Here is a 21,115-nt window from a genome sequence, read left to right as displayed (position 1 = left end):
GACCACGCAGTGGCTCGCTTCCGCATGCCGTGACTCGGTGAGGCTCGCTGATGGGCCGGCCAAGCTGCGGCGGGAGAAGTCTGCCCGTATCCAGGCCGCCGCCTTCCGTGCGCGAGCCCACGTGGCTGTCGCCGTTCCGCAAGGCGCTCCTGTCTATGGCGCAGGTATCGCTGTCCCGACCAACCAGCTCACCAAGGGTGGACTGTGCGGTCCGCAACCCTGGAGGGATGCTCCGGTCATAACCTGACCGGCACATAGCAGCCCCCAGGCCGCGGATCCGCACACAGGATCCGCGGCCTCTTTGTTTTGTCCGCGGTCCCCGATCCCCTCCGAGGTGCCAGACCAAGATCAAAAAGATCGATCAAAAGGAGAAGCAGATGGGGGCGAAGACGATCATGGACCTGATCGACGAAGCCAAGATCCCCTGTCGTACCGACCCTGACCTGTGGTTCGCAGAGTCACCCGAGGACGTCGAGTTCGCCAAGGCTCTCTGCGGCGGCTGCCCGATCCAGCAGGCCTGCCTGGCCCGCGCGCTTGAGCGCGAGGAGCCGTGGGGCGTCTGGGGCGGCGAACTGATCCTCAGGGGAACGGTTGTTCCCCGCAAGCGTCCGCGCGGGCGTCCCCGCAAGCACCCGGTCGCTGCCTGACCACCATCGTCCGACCCTACGAGCGAGAGAGAACCGAAATACCCATGAGCACTCATTCCACCAGGAGCCTGGCCGTGCCGTATCTTTTTCATGACTTGGTAAACGACCGAATACAAACTCTCCACCGCGAGGCGGAGGAGCAGCGTCTCATCTTGCGCATCAGCCGCGTACAGCGGGCGCGACGCGAGGTCAAGCGGGCCAACGACCGCTTGCGAAAGGCGCTGAGCCGGCAGGTGTGACCCGGGAGGTCCTGCCGCCGGCGCAGGATCTCCCGATCCCCACCTGACAGAAAGAGCCGGGCGCACCCAGCGCCCGGCTTTTCCCTTTTCCCCGGCAACCCGCCGCGATCTCCCGCCCCGCCCTCACGGACGAGGCCCCCGGCCCGGGCCGCGTCTCCCTTGCGAGACACCCTCCCGGCGCGCCCTCACAGGCGAGGAGCCCCGCCCCTCCTTGCGAGGCGCCTTCCTGGGCCATCCCCCCTACGAGGCACCCTCCCGGCCTGCCTCCACGAGCGAGGCGCCGCCCCAACCGCGAGCCGGCCTCCCACCGCACACGTCGCCCAGGCCCTGGCCCGCGTGCCATACGTCCGCCGCTCGTGTCGCCGGTGCCCGTTGTGCTGCCGCCTGTGCTGCGGTGACGCCTGCTGTGCGGAGAAGGGCGCGCCGCGGCGGGCGGTCCCGTCGTACAGAGAGCTGCGGGGAGCAGGGGCATCGATCCGCGTACGCTGCGGAAGCCAGGTGGTCGGCGGTGCCGGGCGGCACCCGGGCGACGTACGATGGCGCATGTGACCAGCAGACCCGCCGAAGCGCAGCACCTGCGTGACCTCGCCCTGCTGCGCCGCGTACGCGACCGCATCGACCGTGACTACGCACAACCACTGGACGTGGAAGCCCTGGCCCGCGGCGTGAACATGTCAGCCGGCCACCTCAGCCGCGAATTCCGCCGGGCCTACGGCGAGGCCCCGTACGGCTACCTGATGACCCGCCGCATCGAACGCGCCATGACACTCCTGCGCCGCGGCGACATGAGCGTCACCGAAGTCTGCTTCGCGGTCGGCTGCTCCTCGCTGGGCAGCTTCAGCACCCGCTTCACCGAGCTGGTCGGCGTGCCACCGAGCGTCTACCGCCAGCGGGCGGCGAGCGCGACCGCCGGCATGCCGTCGTGCGTGGCGAAACAGGTGACCAGACCCATCAGGAACCGAGAGACCGCGCTTACCTAGCCCCAATTAGCGTGACTTCCATGGACATCACCATCCACTCCAGCTTCCTCCCGCACACCGATCCGGAAGCCTCCCTGGCCTTCTACCGTGACGCCCTCGGCTTCGAGGTACGCAACGACGTCGGATACAAGGGAATGCGCTGGCTCACGGTGGGCCCCGCCGGCCAGCCGGACACCTCCATCGTCCTGCAGCCGCCGGTCGCCAACGGCTACGGCATCACCGACGACGAACGCCGTACCATCACCGAGATGATGGCCAAGGGCACCTTCGCCGGCGTGAACCTCGCCACCACGGACCTCGACGCCACCTTCGAACGACTGAAGGCCAGCGGCGCCGAGATAGTCCAGGAGCCGATGGACCAACCGTACGGAGTCCGCGACTGCGCCTTCCGCGACCCCGCAGGCAATCTGATCCGCATCCAGGAACAGCGCCCCTGACCAGCGAGGCGATGCCCCACCGGACACCTCCCCCTACTGGGCGGATGGCACGAACCAGGACAAGCGGTCAGCAGCCCGAAGCCGCGCCCCACCCTTCAAGCCATCACCCGATCCCCGATCACCTGATCGCGAGAGCCTCGTCGTTCGGGTCGTCGTAGAAGCCCGGTACCCAGCGGATCACCTCGTCACGGAAACGAGCCGTCGTGCCCAATTGGCACAGGACGCCGACGCCCGCCGCGTGCACCCGGTGGATGAGCACGTACGACGGCGGCAGGTTGAGCTGGCGGACCACGTTCGTCGGACGGAGATCGGTGACGCTGGCGGCCTGGGCCTGCAACCACTCGCGGCTGAAGGTGAACTCCTCCACGGCCGTCGGCTCCACGTACGGGGCGAGGAAGGCTCGCAGGGCGTCGGGGTCGATGTCGAAGTCCTGGCGGATGAAACCCTCTTCGCGGAGACCGGTCATCACGGTGTCCATGTCGCCCTGGTTGAAGATGCGCGTGAGCTGCCCGAAGACCTTCGGGTAGCCGCCGGGCAGCCGGTTGACCGCGCCGAAGTCGAGCACCCCGAGCTTGCCGTTGGCCAGGACACGGAAGTTGCCCGGATGCGGGTCGGCGTGCAACATGCCGACCCGGGCGGGCGAGCTGAACAGGAACCGGACGAACAGCAGCCCCGCGTGGTCGCGTTCCTCCTTGGTGCCCTCGGTGATGACACGCGACAGCGGAGTGCCGTCCATCCACTCGCTGACCAGCACCATCTCGTTGGCCGCCACCACGTCGGGGACGTGGAAGTCGGGATCGCCGTTGAACTCCAGCGCGAACGCGTGTTGTGCCTCCGCCTCGCGCAGGTAGTCGAGCTCCTCGGCGATCCGTTCGCGCAGCTCGGCCAGCAGCGACTTCATGTCGAGGCCGGGCAGCAGCGCCCCGAACATCTTGCCCAGCCGGGCCAGCTGGGTGAAGTCGCCGAGCAGCGCCTTGCCCGCCCCCGGATACTGGATCTTGACGGCCACCTCGCGCCCGTCGTGCCAGACGGCCTTGTGCACCTGGCCGATCGAGGCGGCGGCCGTGGGCCGGTCGTCGAACGAGAGGAAGTGTTTGCGCCAGTCGTCCCCTAGCTGCTCGGTGAGCACCTTGTGAACGGTGGCGACCGGCAGCGGAGGCGCGGCGTCCTGCAGCTTGGTCAACGTCGCGCGGTAGGGGCCGACGATCTCCGGCGGGAGCGCCGCCTCGAAGATCGACAGTGCCTGCCCGAGCTTCATCGCCCCGCCCTTGAGCTCGCCGAGCACCTTGAAGATCTGCTCGGCGGTACGCTGCTGAACCTCCTGGGCCACGATCTCGGCGGACTTGCCGCCGATGCGCTTGCCCAGCCCGAGGGCGGCCCGCCCGGCGAACCCGAGCGGGAGGGTGGCCAACTTGGCAGAACGGGTGACTGCCCGCCGCGGAAGATCGCTCACACTCATGCGCGGAACCTCTTCCGAGATGCCGCTTCCCCCCTTCATGGTCGTCCCCTGAGCACGTCAGTCGCTGGTAGGTGACATGACCATTGTTAGCGAATATGGATTGTTTCGCATACAACGACATTGCGGATGGCTGCTCCACGAGCGTGTTTTCCAGCACCAATCAGGCATTACGTCCAATGTGCCGTTCGTCACAGAGGGCGTACGGCCTTCCAGATGAGCAAGCGCATGGCCGGTCGCCTCGGCCGCGACGAGCGTGGCGAGGGTCGTGTCGCAGGCGATCTCGCCGGGGGGATAGCCGCCGAGCCTGGCGGTGACCATGGGCCAGGTCGGGTCGTGATCCCGGCGTGTCAGGTCGAGGCAGTGGAGGCACGCCGTCTCCCCCGGAAGCACCAGCGGGCCGACGGACCCGTGACCCTCGAACGCCGACACCAGCAGATGCGGGATGCCGAAGTCGGCCAGCTCGTTGACCAGCACGTTGTCCAGCGGCCCGACCGGCGCCAGGATCGCGAGGTCGGGGCGCGCGGTCCCGTCCCCCAGATGAGGAGCCCCGGCCAGGACGTTCGAGGAGGGGACGACCTCCGGCCCTTCTTCCTCACGACTCGATCGCGGCTCAGGACCGACCGGAGGGACACGGACGGCGGCGGCAGGCGGCGAGGAGCCGTTCGATCGCACCGGCCGCGCGCCGGTGCCGCCGGAGGGGGCGGTGGTGGCGCGGGCGTTCTGCGGGGGCGGGGTGCGGGTCGGAGAGCGACGGGTTCGTGCAGGTGGAACGGGGGCGTTCTTCGGAGGCGGTGAGGTGACTCGTCTGGCCACGGCCGCCGCACCCTCCTCCCGGGACAGACCCAGCTCGGCCCACGTCAGGCCGCCCGGAGTGAGGTCGCCCGGCCGGACCGGCCCCGGATCGACCACCCGGATGTCGCCGACCCCGCCGGCCGCGAGCAGGGCGACGATCTGGGCGCCGACGCGACCGGCCCCGTAGACGCGGACCTTCGCCTCCCGCCGGCGTCGCAGCAGCTCGACGCCGCCCTCGGGGGTGTTGGAGGCGAGGTCGAGCGCGTCGAGGTCGGGCTTCAGCCGATCTCTCTCGGCGAGGGAGAGCTCGCGCAACGGCTCAGGGAACGGACCCGCGTCGTGGAGCGCGCCGCGAGTGGTGAGGTAGTCGAGCAGGGCTTGGGCGCAGGGCTCGTCGAGACCGGCGGCCGCCGCGTCACGCAGCACGCGGCGCAGATCGCGGGTGCCGTCGAGCCCCTCGATCCACTGGCGCACCGATCTGGTCAGGCCGGTCAGCGTGACCGCCCGGAGGGGGTGCACGCCGTACTGCAGGGTGTGCTCGTCGCGGAGGATTCGCCGGAGGGCTGGCTTCAGACGTGGCCTCATGGCCGGAAGGTTCGCACGTCCGACCAAGATCCCGAGCCCGTTCCGCCCCGCCTGTGGACAACGCCCGGCCGAGGTGCGCCACCCTGTGGACAACCCCGTGAGCCCGCCGTGGAAGGCATCGAGGGCGTTACGCTTCGCCGCATGAGCGAGCTCTTGGTCGACCGCAATGACGACGGAGTCGTCGTCCTCACCCTCAACCGCCCCGAACTCCGCAACGCCATGACCGACGCCATGACGGCCGAGTGGCGCGAGACCATGACCGCCCTGGCCGCCGACCGTGACCTCCGCTGCGTGGTCGTCACCGGCGCGGGCAGCGCGTTCTCCTCCGGCGGAGACCTGTCGTGGATCGGCGAGCGGGGTGCCGAGGCCGTGCCGCCGCTGCGCGACCGCATGCTCGCCTTCTACCGCACCTGGCTCATGATCGCCGAACTGGAGGTGCCCACTGTCGCCGCCGTCAACGGCCCCGCGGTCGGCGCCGGGCTCTGCGTGGCGCTGGCCTGCGACCTCGTGTACGCCGCCCACGACGCCAAACTGCTGGCCCCCTTCACCCGGCTCGGCCTTCACCCCGGCATGGCGGCCACCTACCTGCTGCCCAGAAGAGCCGGCACGTCACTGGCCCGCGAGATGCTCCTGACAGGTCGCATGCTGACCGGAACGGAAGCGGCAGATAAAGGCTTGGTAAATCAATCTTTCCCCAACAATGACCTCATCCCAGAGGTTTCGGCCATCGTTCAGAAGATCGCTCAGATGGGTCCAGTTGCCACAAGACTCACAAAGGTTGCCCTGAACCAAGAGCATCAAGACCTGGAAGCCGCCCTGAGGTGGGAATCCTTGGCCCAGCCCGTGACCATGGCATCGTCCGACCTGCTGGAGGGCCTGGCCGCGCATCGGGAAAGGCGCATGCCCAAATTCACCGGCTCTTAATCATCTGACCAGCAGAAACAACGTCCACCCTCTGTGGAATTTCGTCAGTCTCGGCTAACGTGCATATGTGCCCCCCGAGACAGTCGAGGTCCGTCGCAGTTCTCGTCGCCGGCGTACGGTCTCCGCCTACCGCGACGGCGACAAGACGATCGTGCTCCTGCCAGCCTGGCTGAGCGGCGAAGACGCGGATGAATGGGTGAGCCGGATGCTCGACCGGCTGGCCGCCAAGGAACAACGGAGAAGGCCGACCGACGAAGCCCTGCTCGAACGGGCGAGGGAACTGGCGGCGAGGTACCTCGACGGCGAGCCCGATCCGGTGAGCGTGCGATGGGTCGACAACCAGCAGCACCGCTGGGGCTCCTGCACCCCTGAGAACGGCACGATCAGGATCTCGACCCGGCTCAAGGGCCTGCCCGAGTGGGTCATCAACTACGTCATCATCCACGAGCTCGTACATCTGATCGTGCCGAGCCACGGGGCCAGGTTCTGGGCGCTGGTAGAACAGTATCCGAAGGCGGAGCGGGCGCGCGGGTTCCTCGAAGGATTCTCCGCGGCGGCCCACACGGCACCGGAGGAATGTTGACGCGCATCGTCGCCGTCCTGGTACACGACCACATGGCCCAGGCCGCGCCCCCCGGCGTCGACCCGCGGGAGTTCCTGGAAGCGGTGGCCGAGGACACCTACGAGTTGGTCGCCGGCTTGGAACTCGTCACCCCCGTGCTGATCACGTCCGTACCCGGCCTGGAAGAGATCGTCTGGCCCGGCACGGAGATCATCACGATCGAGCCCGGCGAGCCGCTGCGAGCCGTGCTCGGCCGTCTGCCCGGCGACCAGGCCGCGGTGATCGGCGCCGACGCGCCCGATCTGCCTCCGCTGCTGGTCGGCAAGCTGTTCAGGGAGCTGGGCCGGGCCGAGATCACGGTCTGCCCGGCAGAGGGCGGGGGAGCGGTGGCGCTGGCCTGTTCCCTCCCGCTCCCGGGCTGGGCCGATCCCGACCTTGATGATCCCGACGTCGTCGCCACGCTCCGCGCCCAGGCCCCGGGCCCGCGCCGGGTCGCCACCACCCCCGGCTGGCACCGCCTGCGCACGTTCGGCGACGTCGAACGCCTCGACCCCGGTCTCGAAGGCTGGGACAACACCCGCGCCCTGATCGCCGCCCGCTGAACGCCGTTCAGGGGACGGTGAGCTCGGCCAGCACGGCCCGGTGATCGGTGCCCGGCACGTCGCGCACGCTGACCTCCCTGACCCCCACCCGCTCGTCCACCAGCACGTGGTCGATGGTGATGATCGGCGGCACCCGCTTGTTGGCCGGCCACGTGGGGATCAGCCCCGCGCCCACCTGGTCGGCGGCGTCCTTGTACCCCCGTGACAGCAGCCTGCGCAGCGAGGCGTGGTCGAGCGAGGCGTTGAAGTCGCCGGCGAGGATCCGGACGGTCTCCCGGTCGGCGGAGGGCAGCGCGGACAGCGCCTCGTTCCAGTTGACCACGGCGGAGCCGAGCGGCGGGTAGGGGTGGACGTCCACGAACTCGATCGGCTTGCCGCCGGGCAGCGATACCATGGCGGCGGGCATCTTGTGCCCCACCGGGGGGACCAGGTCCCAGAGCGGCTGGAGCGGATGCCTGGAGTAGAGCCCGCTTCCGCCCGCGTCCCATTCGTCCTCGAGCATGCGGTGGGGCATGAGCTCCTTCAGGCCGGCCGCGTCCATCTCGGCCACGGCGCTCGGGGTCAGCTCCTGCGTGCTCAGCACGTCGGGCCGGAACTCGCGGACCAGGTCCACGATCACCTGTGGGTCGGCCCGGCCGAACAACATGTTGATGGTCATGACCTTGAACGGCCGGCCGGTCGTGGCCTCGGCCGTGCCCAGCGCGCGGGGCAGGACGCTGAACCCGAGCGCGGCCGTGGTGAGCAGCGCGACGGCCGTGGCGGCCTTCTTGCGTCCGACCGCGGCGATCAGGAGGGGGACCAGCGACCCGGCCGCCGCGTACGGCGTCGCCGTCATGATCTGCGTGGGCAGCGAACCTCGTTCCAGCCCGGCCACCCTGGCCACGGCCCAGGCCGCGAAGGGTGTCACAGCCAGCCAAGTCAGGACGTTTCCGGGCAACTTTCGCGGCTTGCGGCCAGGCGTCACAATCGTGCCGCCAACGGCAGAAGTCTCCACGAGGCCCCCCTTGGAACGTTGCGAAGGACTCTAGCCCAGCGAACGTGAGCGCGAGCCGAGCGCGGCGCGTCCGCGTGCGGCCAGCCGGCGCGTGGCCTCGTCGGACAACTCCGGGATCTCGTCGACCGGGAACCAGCGCAGGTCGAGCGACTCGTCGCTCATCACGGCCTCGGCGCCGGGAGGGGCCACGGCGGCGTACTCGACGTCGAGGTGCCAGCTGCGCGGCGGATGGCACCAGACCTCGTGCTTGTCCACGGCCAGCGGCCCGGGCAGCAGCTCAAGTCCGGCTATCCCGGACTCCTCGGTGGCCTCGCGCAGCGCCACCGCCTCCAGCGAATCGTCGAAGTCCTCGCAATGGCCGCCCATGGGCAGCCATTGCCCGGCCTTCGGATGCAGCGTGAGCAGCACCTGAGTGCCGTCGTGGCTGAGCACCGCCGTGGTCGCCGTCAGGTGGCCGGGCGCGCACGCGCGCCACATGGCGTCGTCGTACGCCCGCAGGTGCCCGAGGAACTCGACGCGCAACGCCTCCTCCTCGGGAGTCGGCGCGGTCCACGAGGACAGCACCGCCACCGCGTCGTCGTGCAGGGTCACCGGCCGCCGTCCTGGTCGCCGCTCTGGTCCCCGTCCTGGTCGCCGTCCGTGTCGCCGTTCGTCTTGTCGGGCCCGGCCTCGAAGTGGGAGATGTCCCAGGCCGCCTCGCCGCGTACGAACGCGTCGGGGTCGTCGAGGTCCTCGGCGGTCGGCATGAGGTCGGGGTGGCCCCACAGGGCGTCGCGCCCGTCGACCCCGCGCTCGCTCTCCAGCGCGCGCCACAACGCCGCGGCCTCGCGCAGCCGCCGGGGCCGCAGCTCCAGCCCGACCAGCGTGCCGAACGTCAGCTCCGCCGGCCCGCCGGTCGCCCGCCGCCTGCGTACGGTCTCGGCCAGGGCGACGGCCGAGGGCAGCTTGCCGTCGGCGGCCCGGTCGACCACGGTGGCGACCCACCCCTCGACCAGGGCGAGCATCGTCTCCAGGCGGGCCAGGGCGGCCTTCTGCCGCTCGGTCTCCTCGGGCTTCAGCAGCGCGCCGCCGCTGAACGCCTCCTGGATCGCCTCGGGGTTGTTGATGTCGAGGCCGCGGATCTGCTCCTCCAGCGCGGAGGTGTCCACGGTGATGCCCCTGGCGTATTCCTCGACGGCCCCGAGCAGGTGCGAGCGCAGCCACGGGACGTGCTGGAACAGCCTGTGGTGTGCGGCCTCGCGCAGCGCCAGGTAGAGCCTGATCTCGTCGGAGGGGATCTCCAGGCCCTCGCTGAAGGAGGCGATGCCCCCCGGCAGCAGCGCGGCGGTGTCGGACAGCGGCAGGCCGATGTCGGTCGTGCCGATCACCTCGCGGGCCAGCGAGCCGAGCGCCTGGCCGATCTGCTGGCCGACCATCATGCCGCCCATTTGCTTGAGCATGCCCATCAGCGGCCCGGCCATCTGCTGGGCCTCGGGAGGCAGCCCGGAGCCGCCCAGCGCGCCGCCCATGGTCTCGACCATGCGTTCGGCGATCGGTTCGCAAAGCTTCCGCCAAACCGGGACCGTGTTCTCGATCCACTCGGACCGGCTCCAGGCTTGCGGGTTGGACACGCCGCTCGGCAGCGTCGTCGCCTCGTTCAGCCACAGGTCGGCCAGGCTCAGCGCCTCGACGATCTGGCGGCGCTCGCCTTCCATGACGCTCGGATCGCCTTGGGCGACCACGGCGTGTCGTGCGATGTTCTTGGCCATGTCCCAGTTGACAGGGCCTGAACCCTGGGGCGCCGACAACATGTCGGCGAACTGGCGCATCGCCTGAGCCATCTGCTCAGGGTTGCCGAACATGGCGAACGGGTTCTCGTTAGGGTCGTTTTCGCGACCTGGCAGGTCAGTCACCGCTCTACCTCGTGCAGGATGGAGGAGTCCACATCCGCCACGTTAGTCGTCCTACGGCGGATCAGTGCAAAGTGAGGACCTGGTGCCTACCTCGAAACGCCCGCGCCAACCCGTCGTCGCCGTGACCGGCGCCGCCTCCGGCATCGGCCGCGAGTTGCTCGTGAGGCTCGCATCCACCGCGGATTTCCGCAGAGTGGTGGCCATCGACGAGGAGCGCGGCGACGTTCGGGAAGCCACGTGGAGAGTGCTCGACGTACGGGATCCGCTCTTGGCGAACCGGATCTCCGACATCGACGTCCTGGTCCATCTGGCCGGTGACTACGCCGTCGACTCCGACCCGGGGGAGCGGCGCGCGTACAACCTCAGAGCCGCGCAGACGGTGCTCACCGCCTGCGCCGCCGCCCGCGTGCGGCGGGTGATCCTGGTCACCAGCGCCATGGTGTACGGCGCCGCGCCCGACAACGAGGTGCCGCTCCCGGAGGACTCCCCGGTCGCCGCCGAGCCCGACACCGGCGTCGTGGGCGACTACCTGGAGATCGAGTCGCTGGTCCGCAGGTCCCTGCGCAGCCACCCGGGCCTGGAGGTCACGGTGCTGCGCCCGGCGGCGGTCGTCGGGCCGGGCGTCGACACGGTCATCACCCGGCACTTCGAGTCGCCGAGGCTGCTCACGGTCAAGGGCTGCAGCCCTCATTGGCAGTTCTGCCACCTCGACGACCTGATCTCGGCGCTGGAGCTGGCCGCCAAGGGCGCCGTCAGCGGAGTGGTGGCCGTGGGCTCCGACGGCTGGCTGGAGCAGGAGCAGGTCGAGGAGCTGTCCGGCATCCGCCGGTTCGAGCTGCCCGCCGGGCTCACGTTCGGCACCGCGCAGCGTCTCCACCGGCTCGGCATCACCCCCGCGCCCGCCACCGACCTGCACTACGTCGTCTACCCGTGGGTCGTCGACTGCTCGACGCTGCGCGAGGCAGGCTGGAAGCCCGCGTGGACCAACGAGGCGGCCTTCCAGCAGCTGCTCGAACTGCGCGAGAACCGGACCACCGTGGTCGGCCGGCGGCTGCCGGTCAAGGAGGCGACGCTCACCGCGGCCGGCGCCACCGTCGCCGTCATCGGCACCGCGGCGATCGTCCGTCAGGTACGCAAAAAGCGTCGTCAGTAGGAACGTGAGGTTAGGCTCTTTCCGTGGACGTCATCCGGTTGCTTGGCATTCGTGACACCCCGCTTTCCGTGGACGAGGTTCTGGCCGCGGTGGGAGACCACGCGGCGGGCGGCACCGCGATCTTCATCGGCACGGTGCGCGAACAGGACCACGGCAAACCTGTGACCCGGCTCTCCTACTCCGCCCACCCGTCGGCGGCCGACGAGCTGCGCCGCGTGGCCGAGAAGGTCGCGGCCGACTTCCCGGTCACCGCGATGGCCGCCGTCCACCGGGTCGGCGACCTCGGGCTCGGCGACACGGCAGTGATCGTCGCCGTGGCCTCGCCCCACCGCGACGAGGCGTTCAGGGCCTCGCGCAGGCTGATCGACGACCTCAAGGCTCAGGTCCCCATCTGGAAACACCAGGTGTTCGCCGATGGCGCGACCGAGTGGGTCGGCGCCTGCGAATAAGCTCACTACCATGTCACGACGCGTCCTCACCCTGCTGCTCGCGGGCTTCTTCGTGCTCGCGCTGGGCGTCGTGGGCGCGTTCAGGCCGGTCCCGTACGTCGTGCTGAGCCCCGGCCCGACCGAGAACACCATCGGCGACATCGACAAGAAGCCGGTGATCTCGATCAGCGGCAGGCAGACCTATCCCACCAGCGGCGCGCTGAGCCTGGTCACGGTGGCCTACCAGGGCGGCCCGGCCGCCCAGATCGACCTGCTGACCGCGTTGCGCGGCTGGATCGACCCGACCGTCGCGGTGGTCCCGCAGGAGACCATCTTCCCGCCCGGCCGCGACGCGAAGAAGGTCGACGAGGAGAACGCGGTCGAGATGACCAACTCCCAGGACTCCGCGAAGGCGGCCGCGCTCAACGAGCTGAAGATCCCCTATGAGCGGGTCGTCACGGTCCTGTCCACCGAACAGGGCAAGCCCGCCGACGGCAAGCTGCAGAAGGGCGACCAGATCAACTCGGTCGACGGCAAGCCGGCCACCGACTCCCAGTTCGTCGGCGACACGGTCAAGGCCCACAAGCCGGGCGAGACCGTGACCTTCAACGTGACCAGGGGCAGCCAGAAGCTCGACGTCTCCCTGCAGCCGATCGCCAGCAAGGACGGCAAACCCCTCGTCGGCGTGCTCATGCAGGAGAAGTTCAAGTTCCCCTTCGACGTCACGATCAACGTGGGCGACGTCGGCGGGCCGAGCGCCGGGCTGATGTTCTCGCTCGGCATACTCGACAAGCTGACCCCGGGCGAGATCACCGGCGGCAAGCGCATCGCCGGCACCGGCACCATCGACACCGAGGGCCAGGTGGGGCCCATCGGCGGCATCGCCCAGAAGATGGTGGGGGCCCGCGACTCGGGCGCGACCGTCTTCCTCACCCCCGCCGACAACTGCGCGGAGGCCATGAAAGCCGTGCCCGAGGGCCTGCGGCTGGTCAAGGCCGACACGTTGCACGACGCGGTGCTCGCGCTCGACGCGCTGCGCACCGGAAAGGGCATTGTGCCCGCTTGTGAGGCCGGATGAAACTTCCGGCGGGCGCCGTGCGTTAGCCGTACGGCTGGCGCTGCGGTGTAAGTTGCCAGACACGGACCGTTTCTTCATCACGACGAGGGGTTGGCCTTGAGCTTCCGGACCCCAGGAGCCGGCAGGGCGATGCGCCTGCCACGCCGGCCGCGGCTGCTTCTGCCTGTGGCCATCGCGCTGGTCGCGATTGTGGCCCTGTTTTTCCTCTTTTCTGGGATTTATACCGACTATCTGTGGTTTGACGCGACCAACTACACGTCGGTCTTCTCCGGGGTGCTGCTGACCGAGATCGTGCTGTTCCTCGTCGGAGCGGTGCTCATGGTCGGCATCGTGGGCGGCAACATGCTGCTGGCCTTCCGCACCCGGCCGATGTTCGGCCCCGCCGTGTTCGGCGGCGGCAGTGGAGCAGACCGCTATCGCATGGCGCTCGACCCCCACCGCAAGCTGATCTTCATCGTCGGCATGGGTCTGATCGCGCTCTTCTCCGGCTCCTCGCTCGCCGGGCAGTGGAAGACGTGGCTGGAGTTCGTCAACGGGGCGGCCTTCGGCAAGAAGGACGAGCAGTTCGGCATCGACATCTCGTTCTTCATGTTCGACTACCCGTTCATCAGGATGGTGCTGAACTTCCTGTTCACCGCCGTGATCATCTCGATCGTCCTGGCCACGATCACCCACTACCTCTACGGCGGATTCCGGCTCCAGTCGCCGGGCGTGCACGCCTCCAGAGCCGCGCGGATCCACCTTTCCGTGCTGCTGGGCGTGTTCGTCCTGCTCAAGGCCGTCGCCTACTACATCGACCGGTTCGGTCTGGTCTTCTCCGACCGCGGCTACGTGCACGGCGCGTCCTACACCGACATCAACGCCGTGCTCCCGGCCAAGAACATCCTCGCGATCATCGCGCTCATCTGCGCCGCGCTGTTCTTCGCCGGAGTCGTACGCCCCGGCGGCATGCTGCCCGGCGTCTCGTTCGGCCTGCTCGTGCTCTCGGCCATCCTGATCGGCGGCGTCTACCCGGCGCTGGTCGAGCAGTTCCAGGTCAAGCCCAACCAGCAGGGCAAGGAAGCCCTCTACATCGACCGGAACATCCAATCCACCCGATCAGCCTACGACGTGCAGAACGCCGAAGTGATCGACTACAACGCCCAGGCCGACCCCACCAAGGTCAGCGCCGGCGGCGACGAGTCGGTGACCGGCGTACGCCTGCTCGACCCGGCGCTGGTGTCGTCCACGTTCGAGCAGACGCAGCGCATCCGTGGCTTCTACGGCTTCCCCGACCAGCTCGACGTCGACCGCTATCCCGGCAAGGACGGCAAGCTGGTCGACCACGTGGTGGGCGTCCGCGAGCTGCTCGGCCCGCCCGCGCCCCAGAACAACTGGATCAACCGCGCGCTGGTCTACACCCACGGCTACGGCTTCGTCGCCGCGCCGGGCAACGAGGTTGACGCGGGCGGCCTGCCCGCCTACGACAGCAAGGACATGCCGGTCACCGGCGACCTCGCGGCCAGCACCGGCCTCAAGGAGCCGCGCGTCTACTTCGGCGAGAACCCCGGCTCCAGCGAGTACGTCATCGCCGGCGGCAACCCGAAGACCCCGCAGGAGCTCGACTACCCGGTCTCCGGCGGCCAGACCGGCCAGCAGAACACGACCTACACCGGCAAGGGCGGCGTGCCGATCGGCTCGGCCCTCAACCGGCTGGTCTACGCCGCCAAGTACGGCGAGATGAACATCCTGCTGTCGGGCGACGTCAACGAGAACTCCAAGATCCTCTACGTGCGCAACCCGCGGGAGCGGGTGGAGAAGGTCGCGCCGTTCCTGACCCTCGACGGCAACCCCTATCCGGCGATCGTCGACGGCCGCATCACCTGGATCATCGACGGGTACACGACCTCCAACGCCTACCCGTACTCGCAGAGCGAGAGCCTCGGGGACATGACCCGCGACCTGGCCACCGACCGCCGTGTGGTCGCCCAGCAGCCGCAGGACGAGATCAACTACATCCGCAACTCCGTCAAGGCCACGGTCGACGCCTACGACGGCACGGTCACGCTCTACGCCTGGGACGGCAACGACCCGGTGCTGAAGACGTGGTCCAACGCCTTCCCCGGCACGATCAAGCCCGCCGCGGAGATGAGCCCCGACCTCCAGGCGCACATCCGCTACCCGGAAGACCTGTTCAAGGTGCAGCGCTACATGTTGTCGCGCTACCACGTCACCAACGCGGCCGCCTTCTACAGCGCCCAGGACTTCTGGAACATCCCCAGCGACCCCTCGCAGGGCAACCAGTCGGTCAAGCAGCCGCCGTACTACCTGACGGCGACGATGCCCGACGAGTCCGAGCCGTCGTTCTCGCTGACCACGACGTTCGTCCCCCGTGAGGGCCCCAACCTGGCGGCGTTCATGGCGGCGGGCTCCACGGTGGGCAAGGACTACGGCAAGCTGCGCATCCTGCGCATGCCGTCCAACACCACGGTCCCCGGCCCCGGTCAGGCCCAGAACAACTTCCAGAACAAGTTCTCGGGTGAGCTGGGCCCCCTCGGCCTCGGCCAGGCCAACGTCAGGTACGGCAACCTGCTGACCCTGCCGTACGCGAGCGGTCTGATCTACATCGAGCCCGTCTACGTGCAGACCAAGGCCGGCACCGGCCAGGAGCCCTACCCGATCCTGCGGCGGGTGCTGGTGGCGTTCGGCAACAAGGTCGGCTCGGGCGACACGCTCGACCAGGCGCTGGAACAGGTCTTCGGCGGCGAGCAGCAACAGCCGAACACCCAGCCCGAGCAGACCACGCCCAACCAGGCCAACACCTCGGCGCTGAACACCGCCATCTCCGACGCCAAGAAGGCCTACGAGGACGCCCAGAAGGCCCTCCAGGCCAGCCCCCCGAACTGGGACGAGTACGGCAAGGCGCAGAAGCGGCTGGAGGAGGCGCTCAAGCAGATCGAGAGCGCCAACGTGAAGCCGACCGCGACCCCGTCGCCTTCGGCCTCCCCGTCGGCCTCCCCGTCGGCCTCCCCGTCGGCCTCACCGTCCGCCTCGCCGCCGGCCACGGCCACGCCGACCCCGACACCATCGGGTTCGCAACCGGGAGGCACGACGTAGCCCATTCAGTTTGCGCCCACCGCCCGTCGCCGATAGTCTTTAGAAGCAAGACAGCGACGCGGGGTGGAGCAGTTCGGTAGCTCGCTGGGCTCATAACCCAGAGGTCGCAGGTTCAAATCCTGCCCCCGCTACCAATATCCGAGGTCCTGGCCAACGGCCAGGGCCTCGTTGCTTTTCCGGAACCGGGATCTCTGGCCGGCCCGCCGCGAAATCCCCGGCCGGGTCGGAGCACTCCGGAGAGACGGTATAGTTAATAACGACACACCGACGCGGGGTGGAGCAGTTCGGTAGCTCGCTGGGCTCATAACCCAGAGGTCGCAGGTTCAAATCCTGTCCCCGCTACCAATCCAAAGTCCCTGGTCGCTCTACAGCGACCAGGGACTTCGTCGTTTCCGGAGTTGTTCCCGGAGAAGACCATCCCAAGTGCCGGACTCCGACCTTGTCGTACGCCGTCAGTGCTGATTACATGATTACATGACCGACAAAGACGTTCCGACCCTCTATGAGTGGGCGGGCGGCACCGAGGCGTTCGAACGACTCACCACGACGTTCTACCGGACCGTCGTCAAGGACGACCTGATCGGGCCGTTGTTCGCCCACATGGACCCCGACCATCCGAAATACGTGGCGATGTGGCTCAGCGAGGTCTTCGGCGGCCCTGACCGCTACACCCACGAACGCGGCGGATATTCCCACATGCTCGCCCACCACCTCGGCAGGGCGATCAGCGAGCCGCAGCGCCGCCGCTGGGTGAACCTCCTCATGGACGCCGCCGACGAGGTCGGCCTGCCCGACGACCCCGAGTTCAGGGCCGCGTTCGCCGGCTACATCGAGTGGGGCACCCGCCTGGCCGTGCACAACTCCCAGCCCGGCGCCACTCCGCCGCCGGAGGCCCCCGTCCCCCACTGGGGTTGGGGAGTCGCCCCGCCATACCAGCCGTAACCTGGAGGAATGGGAAGCACGTCGCGCGGACGGCTGCGGGTGTACCTGGGCGCCGCGCCTGGCGTCGGCAAGACGTACGCCATGCTCGGCGAGGCGCGCCGGGCCAAGGAGCGCGGCCGTGACGTGGTCGTGGGGCACGTCGAGACCCACGGCCGCGACCAGGTCGCCCGCCTGCTCGACGGCCTGGAGGTCGTGCCGGGACGCACTCTCGTCCACCGCGGCGCCACCTTCACCGAACCCGACGCCGACGCGATCATCGCCCGCCACCCCAAGACCGTGCTGATCGACGAGCTGGCCCACACCAACGCACCCGGCTCCCGCCACGCCAAACGCTGGCAGGACGTCCAGGACATCCTCGACGCCGGCATCGACGTCGTCTCCACGCTCAACATCCAGCACCTGGAGTCCCTGCGCGACGTGGTCGAGCAGATCACCGGCCTGCCGCAGCGCGAGACCGTGCCCGACGACTTCGTACGGCGCTCCGACCGGCTCGAACTCGTCGATATGTCACCCGAGGCCCTGCGCCGCCGCCTCGCCCACGGCAACGTCTACCCGCCCGAACGCGTCGACGCCGCCCTCGCCAACTACTTCCGCGTCGGCAACCTGTCCGCTCTGCGGGAGCTCGCCCTGCTCTGGGTGGCGGACAGGGTGGATCGGCAACTCACCGCGTACCGGGCCGACCACGACATCGCGCGTACCTGGGAGGCCCGCGAGCGCGTGGTCGTCGCCCTGACCGGCGGCCCGGAGGGCGACACCCTCGTACGCCGCGCAGCCCGCATCGCCGCCAGGACCAAGGGCGCCGACCTCCTCGCCGTGCACGTCACCCGCGCCGACGGCCTGTCCACCTCGGGCGACCCCGCCAACCTGGTACGCCAGCGCAAGCTCGTCGAGGACCTCGGCGGCACCTACCACCAGGTCGTCGGCGACGACATCCCGCGCTCGCTGATCGAGTTCGCCCACGGCGTGAATGCCTCCCAGCTCGTCCTCGGCGCCTCCCGGCGCGGACGGCTCGCGCCGCTGTTCGGCCGCGGCGTGGGCATGACGACGACGGCGCTGTCCGGCTCGATCGACGTGCACATGGTCACGCACGAGGCCACCAGGAAAGGCTCCGGCCGGCCGCAGTCCGGAGGCGCGCTGACCCGTACGCGAAGGTTGTCCGGCTGGGCGCTGACCCTGCTCGCCATGCCGTCGCTCACCGCCGTGATCGCGCCGCTGAACCTGAGCCTGCCCAGCGAGATCCTGCTCTTCCTGCTGCTGGTCGTCGGCGTCGCGCTGGCGGGCGGGATGTGGCCGGCGCTCACGGCGGCGGTGCTGGCGTTCGGCCTGCTCAACTGGTTCTTCACACCGCCGGTCCACACCCTGACCATCTCCGAGCCGGAGAACGTGCTGGCGCTGGCGATCTTCGTCCTGGTCGCGGCCATGGTCAGCACGGTCGTGGACCTCGCCGCCCGGCGCAGCAGGGAGGCGGTTCGCTCAAGGGCCGACGCCGAGGTGCTCTCCACGCTGGCGGGGCACGTACTGCGCGGGGAGTCGGCGCTGGCCTCGCTGCTCGGACGGTTGCGCGAGACGTTCGGGCTGACCGCCGTGACCCTGCTCGAACGCGAGGACCCGTCCGGTGAGTGGCGAATCGTCGCCACGTCCGGCGGCCCGCCGATCACCAGCCCCGGCGCAACCGATGGCGGCAGCGACGTCGTCGCCATCGACGACCGGCTCGTGCTCGCGACCCGCGGCCGGGTGCTCGACGCCAGCGACCGGCGCGTTCTGGAGGCGTTCGCCGCGGAGGCCGCCGTCGCCCTGCGCCAGGAACGCCTGCGCGAGGCGGCCGAGCGCGCCGAACCCCTCGCCGAGGCCGACCGCATGCGCACCGCGCTGCTCGCCGCCGTCGGCCACGACCTGCGCACCCCCCTGGCCTCGGCCATGGCCTCCGTGGAGAGCCTGCGCAACACCGACATCGCCTGGTCGGCCGACGACCGCGCCGAACTGCTGGCCACCGCCGACGAGTCCCTGATCAAACTGAACCGCCTGGTCTCGAACCTGCTCGACATGAGCCGCCTCCAGGCCGGCGTCCTGGGCGTCACCCTGCGGCCCGTCGCCGTGGAGGACGTGCTGCCCCGCGCGATCGACGACCTCGGCCCACTGCGCGACCGCGTCGAGGGCGACCTCCCCGCCGACCTCCCGGAGTTCCAGGCCGACCCGGCGCTGCTCGAACGCGTCCTGGTCAACCTGATGACGAACGCCGTCCGCTACAGCCCCGACGGCGAGCCGGTGCTCGTCACCGCGAGCTGGCACGGCGAACACGTCGAGATGCGCATCGTGGACAGGGGCCCAGGAATCCCCCCGGAGGCACATGAAAGGGTGTTCCTGCCCTTCCAACGGCTCGGCGACCGCGACAACCACACCGGCGTGGGCCTCGGCCTCGCGCTCTCGCGCGGTCTCACCGAGGCGATGGGCGGCACGCTGCTCCTTGAGGACACGCCCGGAGGAGGGCTCACCATGACCGTCTCGCTGAGGAGGGCCCCGTGACCCGCGTGCTCGTCGTCGACGATGAGCCCCAGATCCTGCGTGCCCTGCGCATCAACCTGGCGGCCAGGCACTACGAGGTCGCGGTCGCCCCCGACGGCGCCTCGGCGTTGCGCCAGGCCGCCGACTGGCATCCCGACCTGGTCGTCCTCGACCTGGGCCTGCCCGATCTCGACGGTGTGGAGGTCATCCAGGGACTGCGGGGTTGGACGAAGGTGCCGATCATCGTGTTGTCGGGGCGTACCGACAGCATGGACAAGGTGGACGCGCTCGACGCCGGCGCCGACGACTACGTCACCAAGCCGTTCGGCATCGACGAGCTGCTGGCCCGCATCCGCGCGGTGACCCGCCGCACGAACCAGCACGAGGAGGAGCCCGCGACGGTGCGGCTGGGCGACCACGTGATCGACCTCGCGGGCAAGACGATCTCAGGCGGGGTACGGCTGACGCCGACGGAATGGCACTTCCTGGAGATCCTGCTTCGCAATCCCGGCAAACTGATCAGCCAGCGGCAGTTGCTGACCGAGGTGTGGGGGGTCAGCTACCTCAAGGAGACCCACTACCTGCGCCAGTACATGGCCCAACTGCGCCGCAAGCTCGAACGCGACCCGGCCCACCCGGTGCACCTGCTGACCGAACCCGGCATGGGGTACCGGTTTCAGCCCTCCTGATCCCGGACCATGACGATCGCCTTCAACACGGCCCACCCGAACAGCAGGACCCCGAAGAGCACCTGAGCGACGCGCACCCACATCGAAGACGTCTGGTCCGCATAGATCACAACACCGATCCACATCAGACCAAATATCCCGACCAGGATGATTGCCGACCAGTTCAGCCCCCGTTGCCACATACGCGCAGTCTTACAGCCGGGTGCCCAAGGCCGGGTATGGCCACAGTCGTCATCAGGTCGAACCCTCGACACACCTGCCCCCCATCAGCCGGAGGGCGGGGGGAGGATCAGCGGGGGAGTGTCCGGTGCGCGCCGACGCACCGCCGCAGGCGCATGCCGCGCATCCGCACGACCGGCTGCGGTTGCTGCTGCTCCTCCTGAAGGCAGGCGTGCAGCGCCTCAGCCGTACGGGCGTCGGACAGGATGCGCTGCACGGCCTCCGCGTCCTCGGGCAACTGGCCGCGCTCGGCCAGTTCGTGCGTGACGAACGCGAGCGGGTCGGCCGCGCCTGCCATGTCCGCCGCCACCGTCGCCCGCGCCGCGGTGAGCAACCGCAGGTAATGGGTACGCAGGACGGCCTCGCGTATGCGTGCGTGTTCGAGGTCGTCGGTCAGCGTCCGGGCGACTCGCAGGAGGTCTCCCGCATGGGTCGCCGGATCGGCGAGGAAGGCACGGATGTCGTCGAACTCCGAGCGGGTCATGGCGGACACCTCCGAGAGCGCAGTCTGCTCGTGGCTACCTTCGTACCGAGGCACGATTGCGGATGACTTGCTGACGGCTTGACTGCGGGTGTCGTACAGGGGGACATGGCCAGGGTTTGAAGATCTTGTGGCCAGGGGAGGACCTCACGATTACCTGTGTGGCGCGAAGTGGGTGCGGGAGACTGCTAGAGTTGCTTCGCGCAGGGCGGCCGAGAGGTTCGAAAGAGCCTCCGGAGAACCCGGCAAATCCCACTACTTTTGGTTCATCCCGGACGGTACAAAGCTGTCTGAACGAACTGGTAAGTTAGAGGGGTTGTCCCGGAAGCGGGGCGCGACTTAATTCCAGCAGGTCGAGCAAGTCCGGTCAATTTGACAGAGACTTGAACGGCTGAAAGAATTAAGACACAACGA

General features: G+C 69.2%; 20 protein-coding genes and 2 tRNA genes. 15 read left to right on the top strand and 7 right to left on the bottom strand.

Annotated elements, in window-relative coordinates; genetic code table 11:
• Positions 1-377: 377 nt before the first annotated feature.
• The 3 genes from IEZ27_RS42625 to IEZ27_RS42615 all read left to right on the top strand — a co-directional run bounded on the left by IEZ27_RS42625 (position 378) and on the right by IEZ27_RS42615 (position 2,303).
• Positions 378-647 (top strand): WhiB family transcriptional regulator, encoded by a 270-nt coding sequence (locus IEZ27_RS42625; RefSeq protein ID WP_125636897.1) that lies wholly within the window; start codon positions 378-380, stop codon positions 645-647.
• 775 nt (positions 648-1,422) lie between these two features.
• On the top strand, positions 1,423-1,866 hold the full coding sequence (locus tag IEZ27_RS42620; protein ID WP_229824833.1) for a helix-turn-helix transcriptional regulator: 444 nt from the start codon (positions 1,423-1,425) through the stop codon (positions 1,864-1,866).
• A 20-nt stretch (positions 1,867-1,886) separates the two neighbouring features.
• A complete protein-coding gene (locus IEZ27_RS42615; protein ID WP_189652462.1) occupies positions 1,887-2,303 on the top strand; it encodes a VOC family protein in 417 nt (138 codons plus the stop codon).
• 118 nt (positions 2,304-2,421) lie between these two features.
• On the opposite strand, the gene IEZ27_RS42610 is transcribed toward IEZ27_RS42615, so the two are convergent.
• Both IEZ27_RS42610 and IEZ27_RS42605 read right to left on the bottom strand, forming a co-directional pair.
• Positions 2,422-3,762: an ABC1 kinase family protein gene (locus IEZ27_RS42610; protein ID WP_446686184.1), complete on the bottom strand. Its 1,341-nt coding sequence runs from the start codon at positions 3,760-3,762 to the stop codon at positions 2,422-2,424.
• A 57-nt stretch (positions 3,763-3,819) separates the two neighbouring features.
• Positions 3,820-5,139, bottom strand: coding sequence for a ThiF family adenylyltransferase (locus IEZ27_RS42605; RefSeq protein WP_189652461.1), 1,320 nt, complete (start codon positions 5,137-5,139; stop codon positions 3,820-3,822).
• Positions 5,140-5,280: 141 nt separating this feature from the next.
• Between IEZ27_RS42605 and IEZ27_RS42600 the strand changes: the two genes are divergently transcribed.
• The 3 genes from IEZ27_RS42600 to IEZ27_RS42590 all read left to right on the top strand — a co-directional run bounded on the left by IEZ27_RS42600 (position 5,281) and on the right by IEZ27_RS42590 (position 7,227).
• Positions 5,281-6,063, top strand: a complete 783-nt coding sequence (locus IEZ27_RS42600) for an enoyl-CoA hydratase/isomerase family protein (RefSeq protein WP_189652460.1) — start codon at positions 5,281-5,283, stop codon at positions 6,061-6,063.
• A gap of 67 nt (positions 6,064-6,130) precedes the next feature.
• Positions 6,131-6,646, top strand: coding sequence for a M48 metallopeptidase family protein (locus IEZ27_RS42595; RefSeq protein ID WP_189652459.1), 516 nt, complete (start codon positions 6,131-6,133; stop codon positions 6,644-6,646).
• Positions 6,640-7,227: a glycosyltransferase family protein gene (locus tag IEZ27_RS42590; protein WP_189652458.1), complete on the top strand. Its 588-nt coding sequence runs from the start codon at positions 6,640-6,642 to the stop codon at positions 7,225-7,227. The genes IEZ27_RS42595 and IEZ27_RS42590 overlap by 7 nt, the downstream gene beginning before the upstream one ends.
• Positions 7,228-7,234: 7 nt before the next feature.
• On the opposite strand, the gene IEZ27_RS42585 is transcribed toward IEZ27_RS42590, so the two are convergent.
• The 3 genes from IEZ27_RS42585 to IEZ27_RS42575 all read right to left on the bottom strand — a co-directional run bounded on the left by IEZ27_RS42585 (position 7,235) and on the right by IEZ27_RS42575 (position 10,062).
• The gene (locus IEZ27_RS42585) at positions 7,235-8,134 is read right to left on the bottom strand and encodes an endonuclease/exonuclease/phosphatase family protein (protein ID WP_229824832.1); all 900 of its coding nucleotides are present in this window, start codon (positions 8,132-8,134) and stop codon (positions 7,235-7,237) included.
• Positions 8,135-8,251: 117 nt separating this feature from the next.
• On the bottom strand, positions 8,252-8,812 hold the full coding sequence (locus tag IEZ27_RS42580) for an NUDIX hydrolase (protein WP_189652456.1): 561 nt from the start codon (positions 8,810-8,812) through the stop codon (positions 8,252-8,254).
• Positions 8,809-10,062, bottom strand: coding sequence for a zinc-dependent metalloprotease (locus IEZ27_RS42575; protein ID WP_229824831.1), 1,254 nt, complete (start codon positions 10,060-10,062; stop codon positions 8,809-8,811). The genes IEZ27_RS42580 and IEZ27_RS42575 overlap by 4 nt, the downstream gene beginning before the upstream one ends.
• Before the next feature lie 130 nt (positions 10,063-10,192).
• Here IEZ27_RS42575 and IEZ27_RS42570 point away from each other — a divergent pair, with 130 nt between their 5' ends.
• From IEZ27_RS42570 to IEZ27_RS42530, 9 genes are all read left to right on the top strand, one after another.
• A complete protein-coding gene (locus tag IEZ27_RS42570; protein WP_125636901.1) occupies positions 10,193-11,266 on the top strand; it encodes an NAD-dependent epimerase/dehydratase family protein in 1,074 nt (357 codons plus the stop codon).
• A gap of 23 nt (positions 11,267-11,289) precedes the next feature.
• Positions 11,290-11,715 carry a molybdenum cofactor biosynthesis protein MoaE gene (locus IEZ27_RS42565; RefSeq protein WP_125636829.1) on the top strand — a complete coding sequence of 142 codons (426 nt, stop codon included), beginning with the start codon at positions 11,290-11,292 and terminating at the stop codon, positions 11,713-11,715.
• A gap of 10 nt (positions 11,716-11,725) precedes the next feature.
• Positions 11,726-12,772, top strand: a complete 1,047-nt coding sequence (locus tag IEZ27_RS42560) for a YlbL family protein (RefSeq protein WP_125636830.1) — start codon at positions 11,726-11,728, stop codon at positions 12,770-12,772.
• A gap of 129 nt (positions 12,773-12,901) precedes the next feature.
• Positions 12,902-15,868, top strand: coding sequence for a UPF0182 family membrane protein (locus tag IEZ27_RS42555; protein WP_189652454.1), 2,967 nt, complete (start codon positions 12,902-12,904; stop codon positions 15,866-15,868).
• Between the two features lie 57 nt (positions 15,869-15,925).
• A tRNA-Met gene (locus IEZ27_RS42550) sits at positions 15,926-16,002 on the top strand.
• 134 nt (positions 16,003-16,136) lie between these two features.
• Positions 16,137-16,213, top strand: a tRNA-Met gene (locus tag IEZ27_RS42545).
• 129 nt (positions 16,214-16,342) lie between these two features.
• On the top strand, positions 16,343-16,810 hold the full coding sequence (locus tag IEZ27_RS42540; RefSeq protein WP_189652453.1) for a group II truncated hemoglobin: 468 nt from the start codon (positions 16,343-16,345) through the stop codon (positions 16,808-16,810).
• Between the two features lie 9 nt (positions 16,811-16,819).
• Entirely contained in the window at positions 16,820-19,333 is a 2,514-nt protein-coding gene (locus IEZ27_RS42535) for a DUF4118 domain-containing protein (RefSeq protein ID WP_189652452.1), read from the top strand.
• Complete coding sequence (locus tag IEZ27_RS42530) at positions 19,330-20,001, top strand: response regulator (RefSeq protein WP_125636834.1); 672 nt, start codon at positions 19,330-19,332, stop codon at positions 19,999-20,001. The genes IEZ27_RS42535 and IEZ27_RS42530 overlap by 4 nt, the downstream gene beginning before the upstream one ends.
• Here IEZ27_RS42530 and IEZ27_RS42525 read toward each other — a convergent pair.
• Complete coding sequence (locus IEZ27_RS42525) at positions 19,989-20,183, bottom strand: hypothetical protein (protein WP_125636835.1); 195 nt, start codon at positions 20,181-20,183, stop codon at positions 19,989-19,991. The genes IEZ27_RS42530 and IEZ27_RS42525 overlap by 13 nt on opposite strands.
• A gap of 107 nt (positions 20,184-20,290) precedes the next feature.
• Positions 20,291-20,704: a hypothetical protein gene (locus IEZ27_RS42520; RefSeq protein WP_189652451.1), complete on the bottom strand. Its 414-nt coding sequence runs from the start codon at positions 20,702-20,704 to the stop codon at positions 20,291-20,293.
• Positions 20,705-21,115: the final 411 nt, after the last annotated feature.

This window comes from Nonomuraea spiralis, assembly GCF_014648435.1.
Classification (GTDB): domain Bacteria; phylum Actinomycetota; class Actinomycetes; order Streptosporangiales; family Streptosporangiaceae; genus Nonomuraea; species Nonomuraea spiralis.
The sequence above is the reverse complement of the archived record's forward strand: the minus strand, read 5'-3'. Positions and strand labels throughout refer to the sequence as shown.

Excerpts from the sequence above, each read along its gene's own strand:
- IEZ27_RS42600 (WP_189652460.1), top strand. The coding sequence starts at position 5,281 with ATGAGCGAGCTCTTGGTCGACCGCAATGACGACGGAGTCGTCGTCCTC.
- IEZ27_RS42605 (WP_189652461.1), bottom strand. The coding sequence starts at position 5,139 with ATGAGGCCACGTCTGAAGCCAGCCCTCCGGCGAATCCTCCGCGACGAG.
- IEZ27_RS42555 (WP_189652454.1), top strand. The coding sequence starts at position 12,902 with ATGCGCCTGCCACGCCGGCCGCGGCTGCTTCTGCCTGTGGCCATCGCG.
- IEZ27_RS42620 (WP_229824833.1), top strand. The coding sequence starts at position 1,423 with ATGGCGCATGTGACCAGCAGACCCGCCGAAGCGCAGCACCTGCGTGAC.
- IEZ27_RS42615 (WP_189652462.1), top strand. The coding sequence starts at position 1,887 with ATGGACATCACCATCCACTCCAGCTTCCTCCCGCACACCGATCCGGAA.
- IEZ27_RS42535 (WP_189652452.1), top strand. The coding sequence starts at position 16,820 with ATGGGAAGCACGTCGCGCGGACGGCTGCGGGTGTACCTGGGCGCCGCG.
- IEZ27_RS42520 (WP_189652451.1), bottom strand. The coding sequence starts at position 20,704 with ATGACCCGCTCGGAGTTCGACGACATCCGTGCCTTCCTCGCCGATCCG.
- IEZ27_RS42610 (WP_446686184.1), bottom strand. The coding sequence starts at position 3,762 with ATGAGTGTGAGCGATCTTCCGCGGCGGGCAGTCACCCGTTCTGCCAAG.
- IEZ27_RS42625 (WP_125636897.1), top strand. The coding sequence starts at position 378 with ATGGGGGCGAAGACGATCATGGACCTGATCGACGAAGCCAAGATCCCC.
- IEZ27_RS42560 (WP_125636830.1), top strand. The coding sequence starts at position 11,726 with ATGTCACGACGCGTCCTCACCCTGCTGCTCGCGGGCTTCTTCGTGCTC.
- IEZ27_RS42575 (WP_229824831.1), bottom strand. The coding sequence starts at position 10,062 with ATGTTCGGCAACCCTGAGCAGATGGCTCAGGCGATGCGCCAGTTCGCC.
- IEZ27_RS42590 (WP_189652458.1), top strand. The coding sequence starts at position 6,640 with ATGTTGACGCGCATCGTCGCCGTCCTGGTACACGACCACATGGCCCAG.
- IEZ27_RS42540 (WP_189652453.1), top strand. The coding sequence starts at position 16,343 with ATGACCGACAAAGACGTTCCGACCCTCTATGAGTGGGCGGGCGGCACC.
- IEZ27_RS42525 (WP_125636835.1), bottom strand. The coding sequence starts at position 20,183 with ATGTGGCAACGGGGGCTGAACTGGTCGGCAATCATCCTGGTCGGGATA.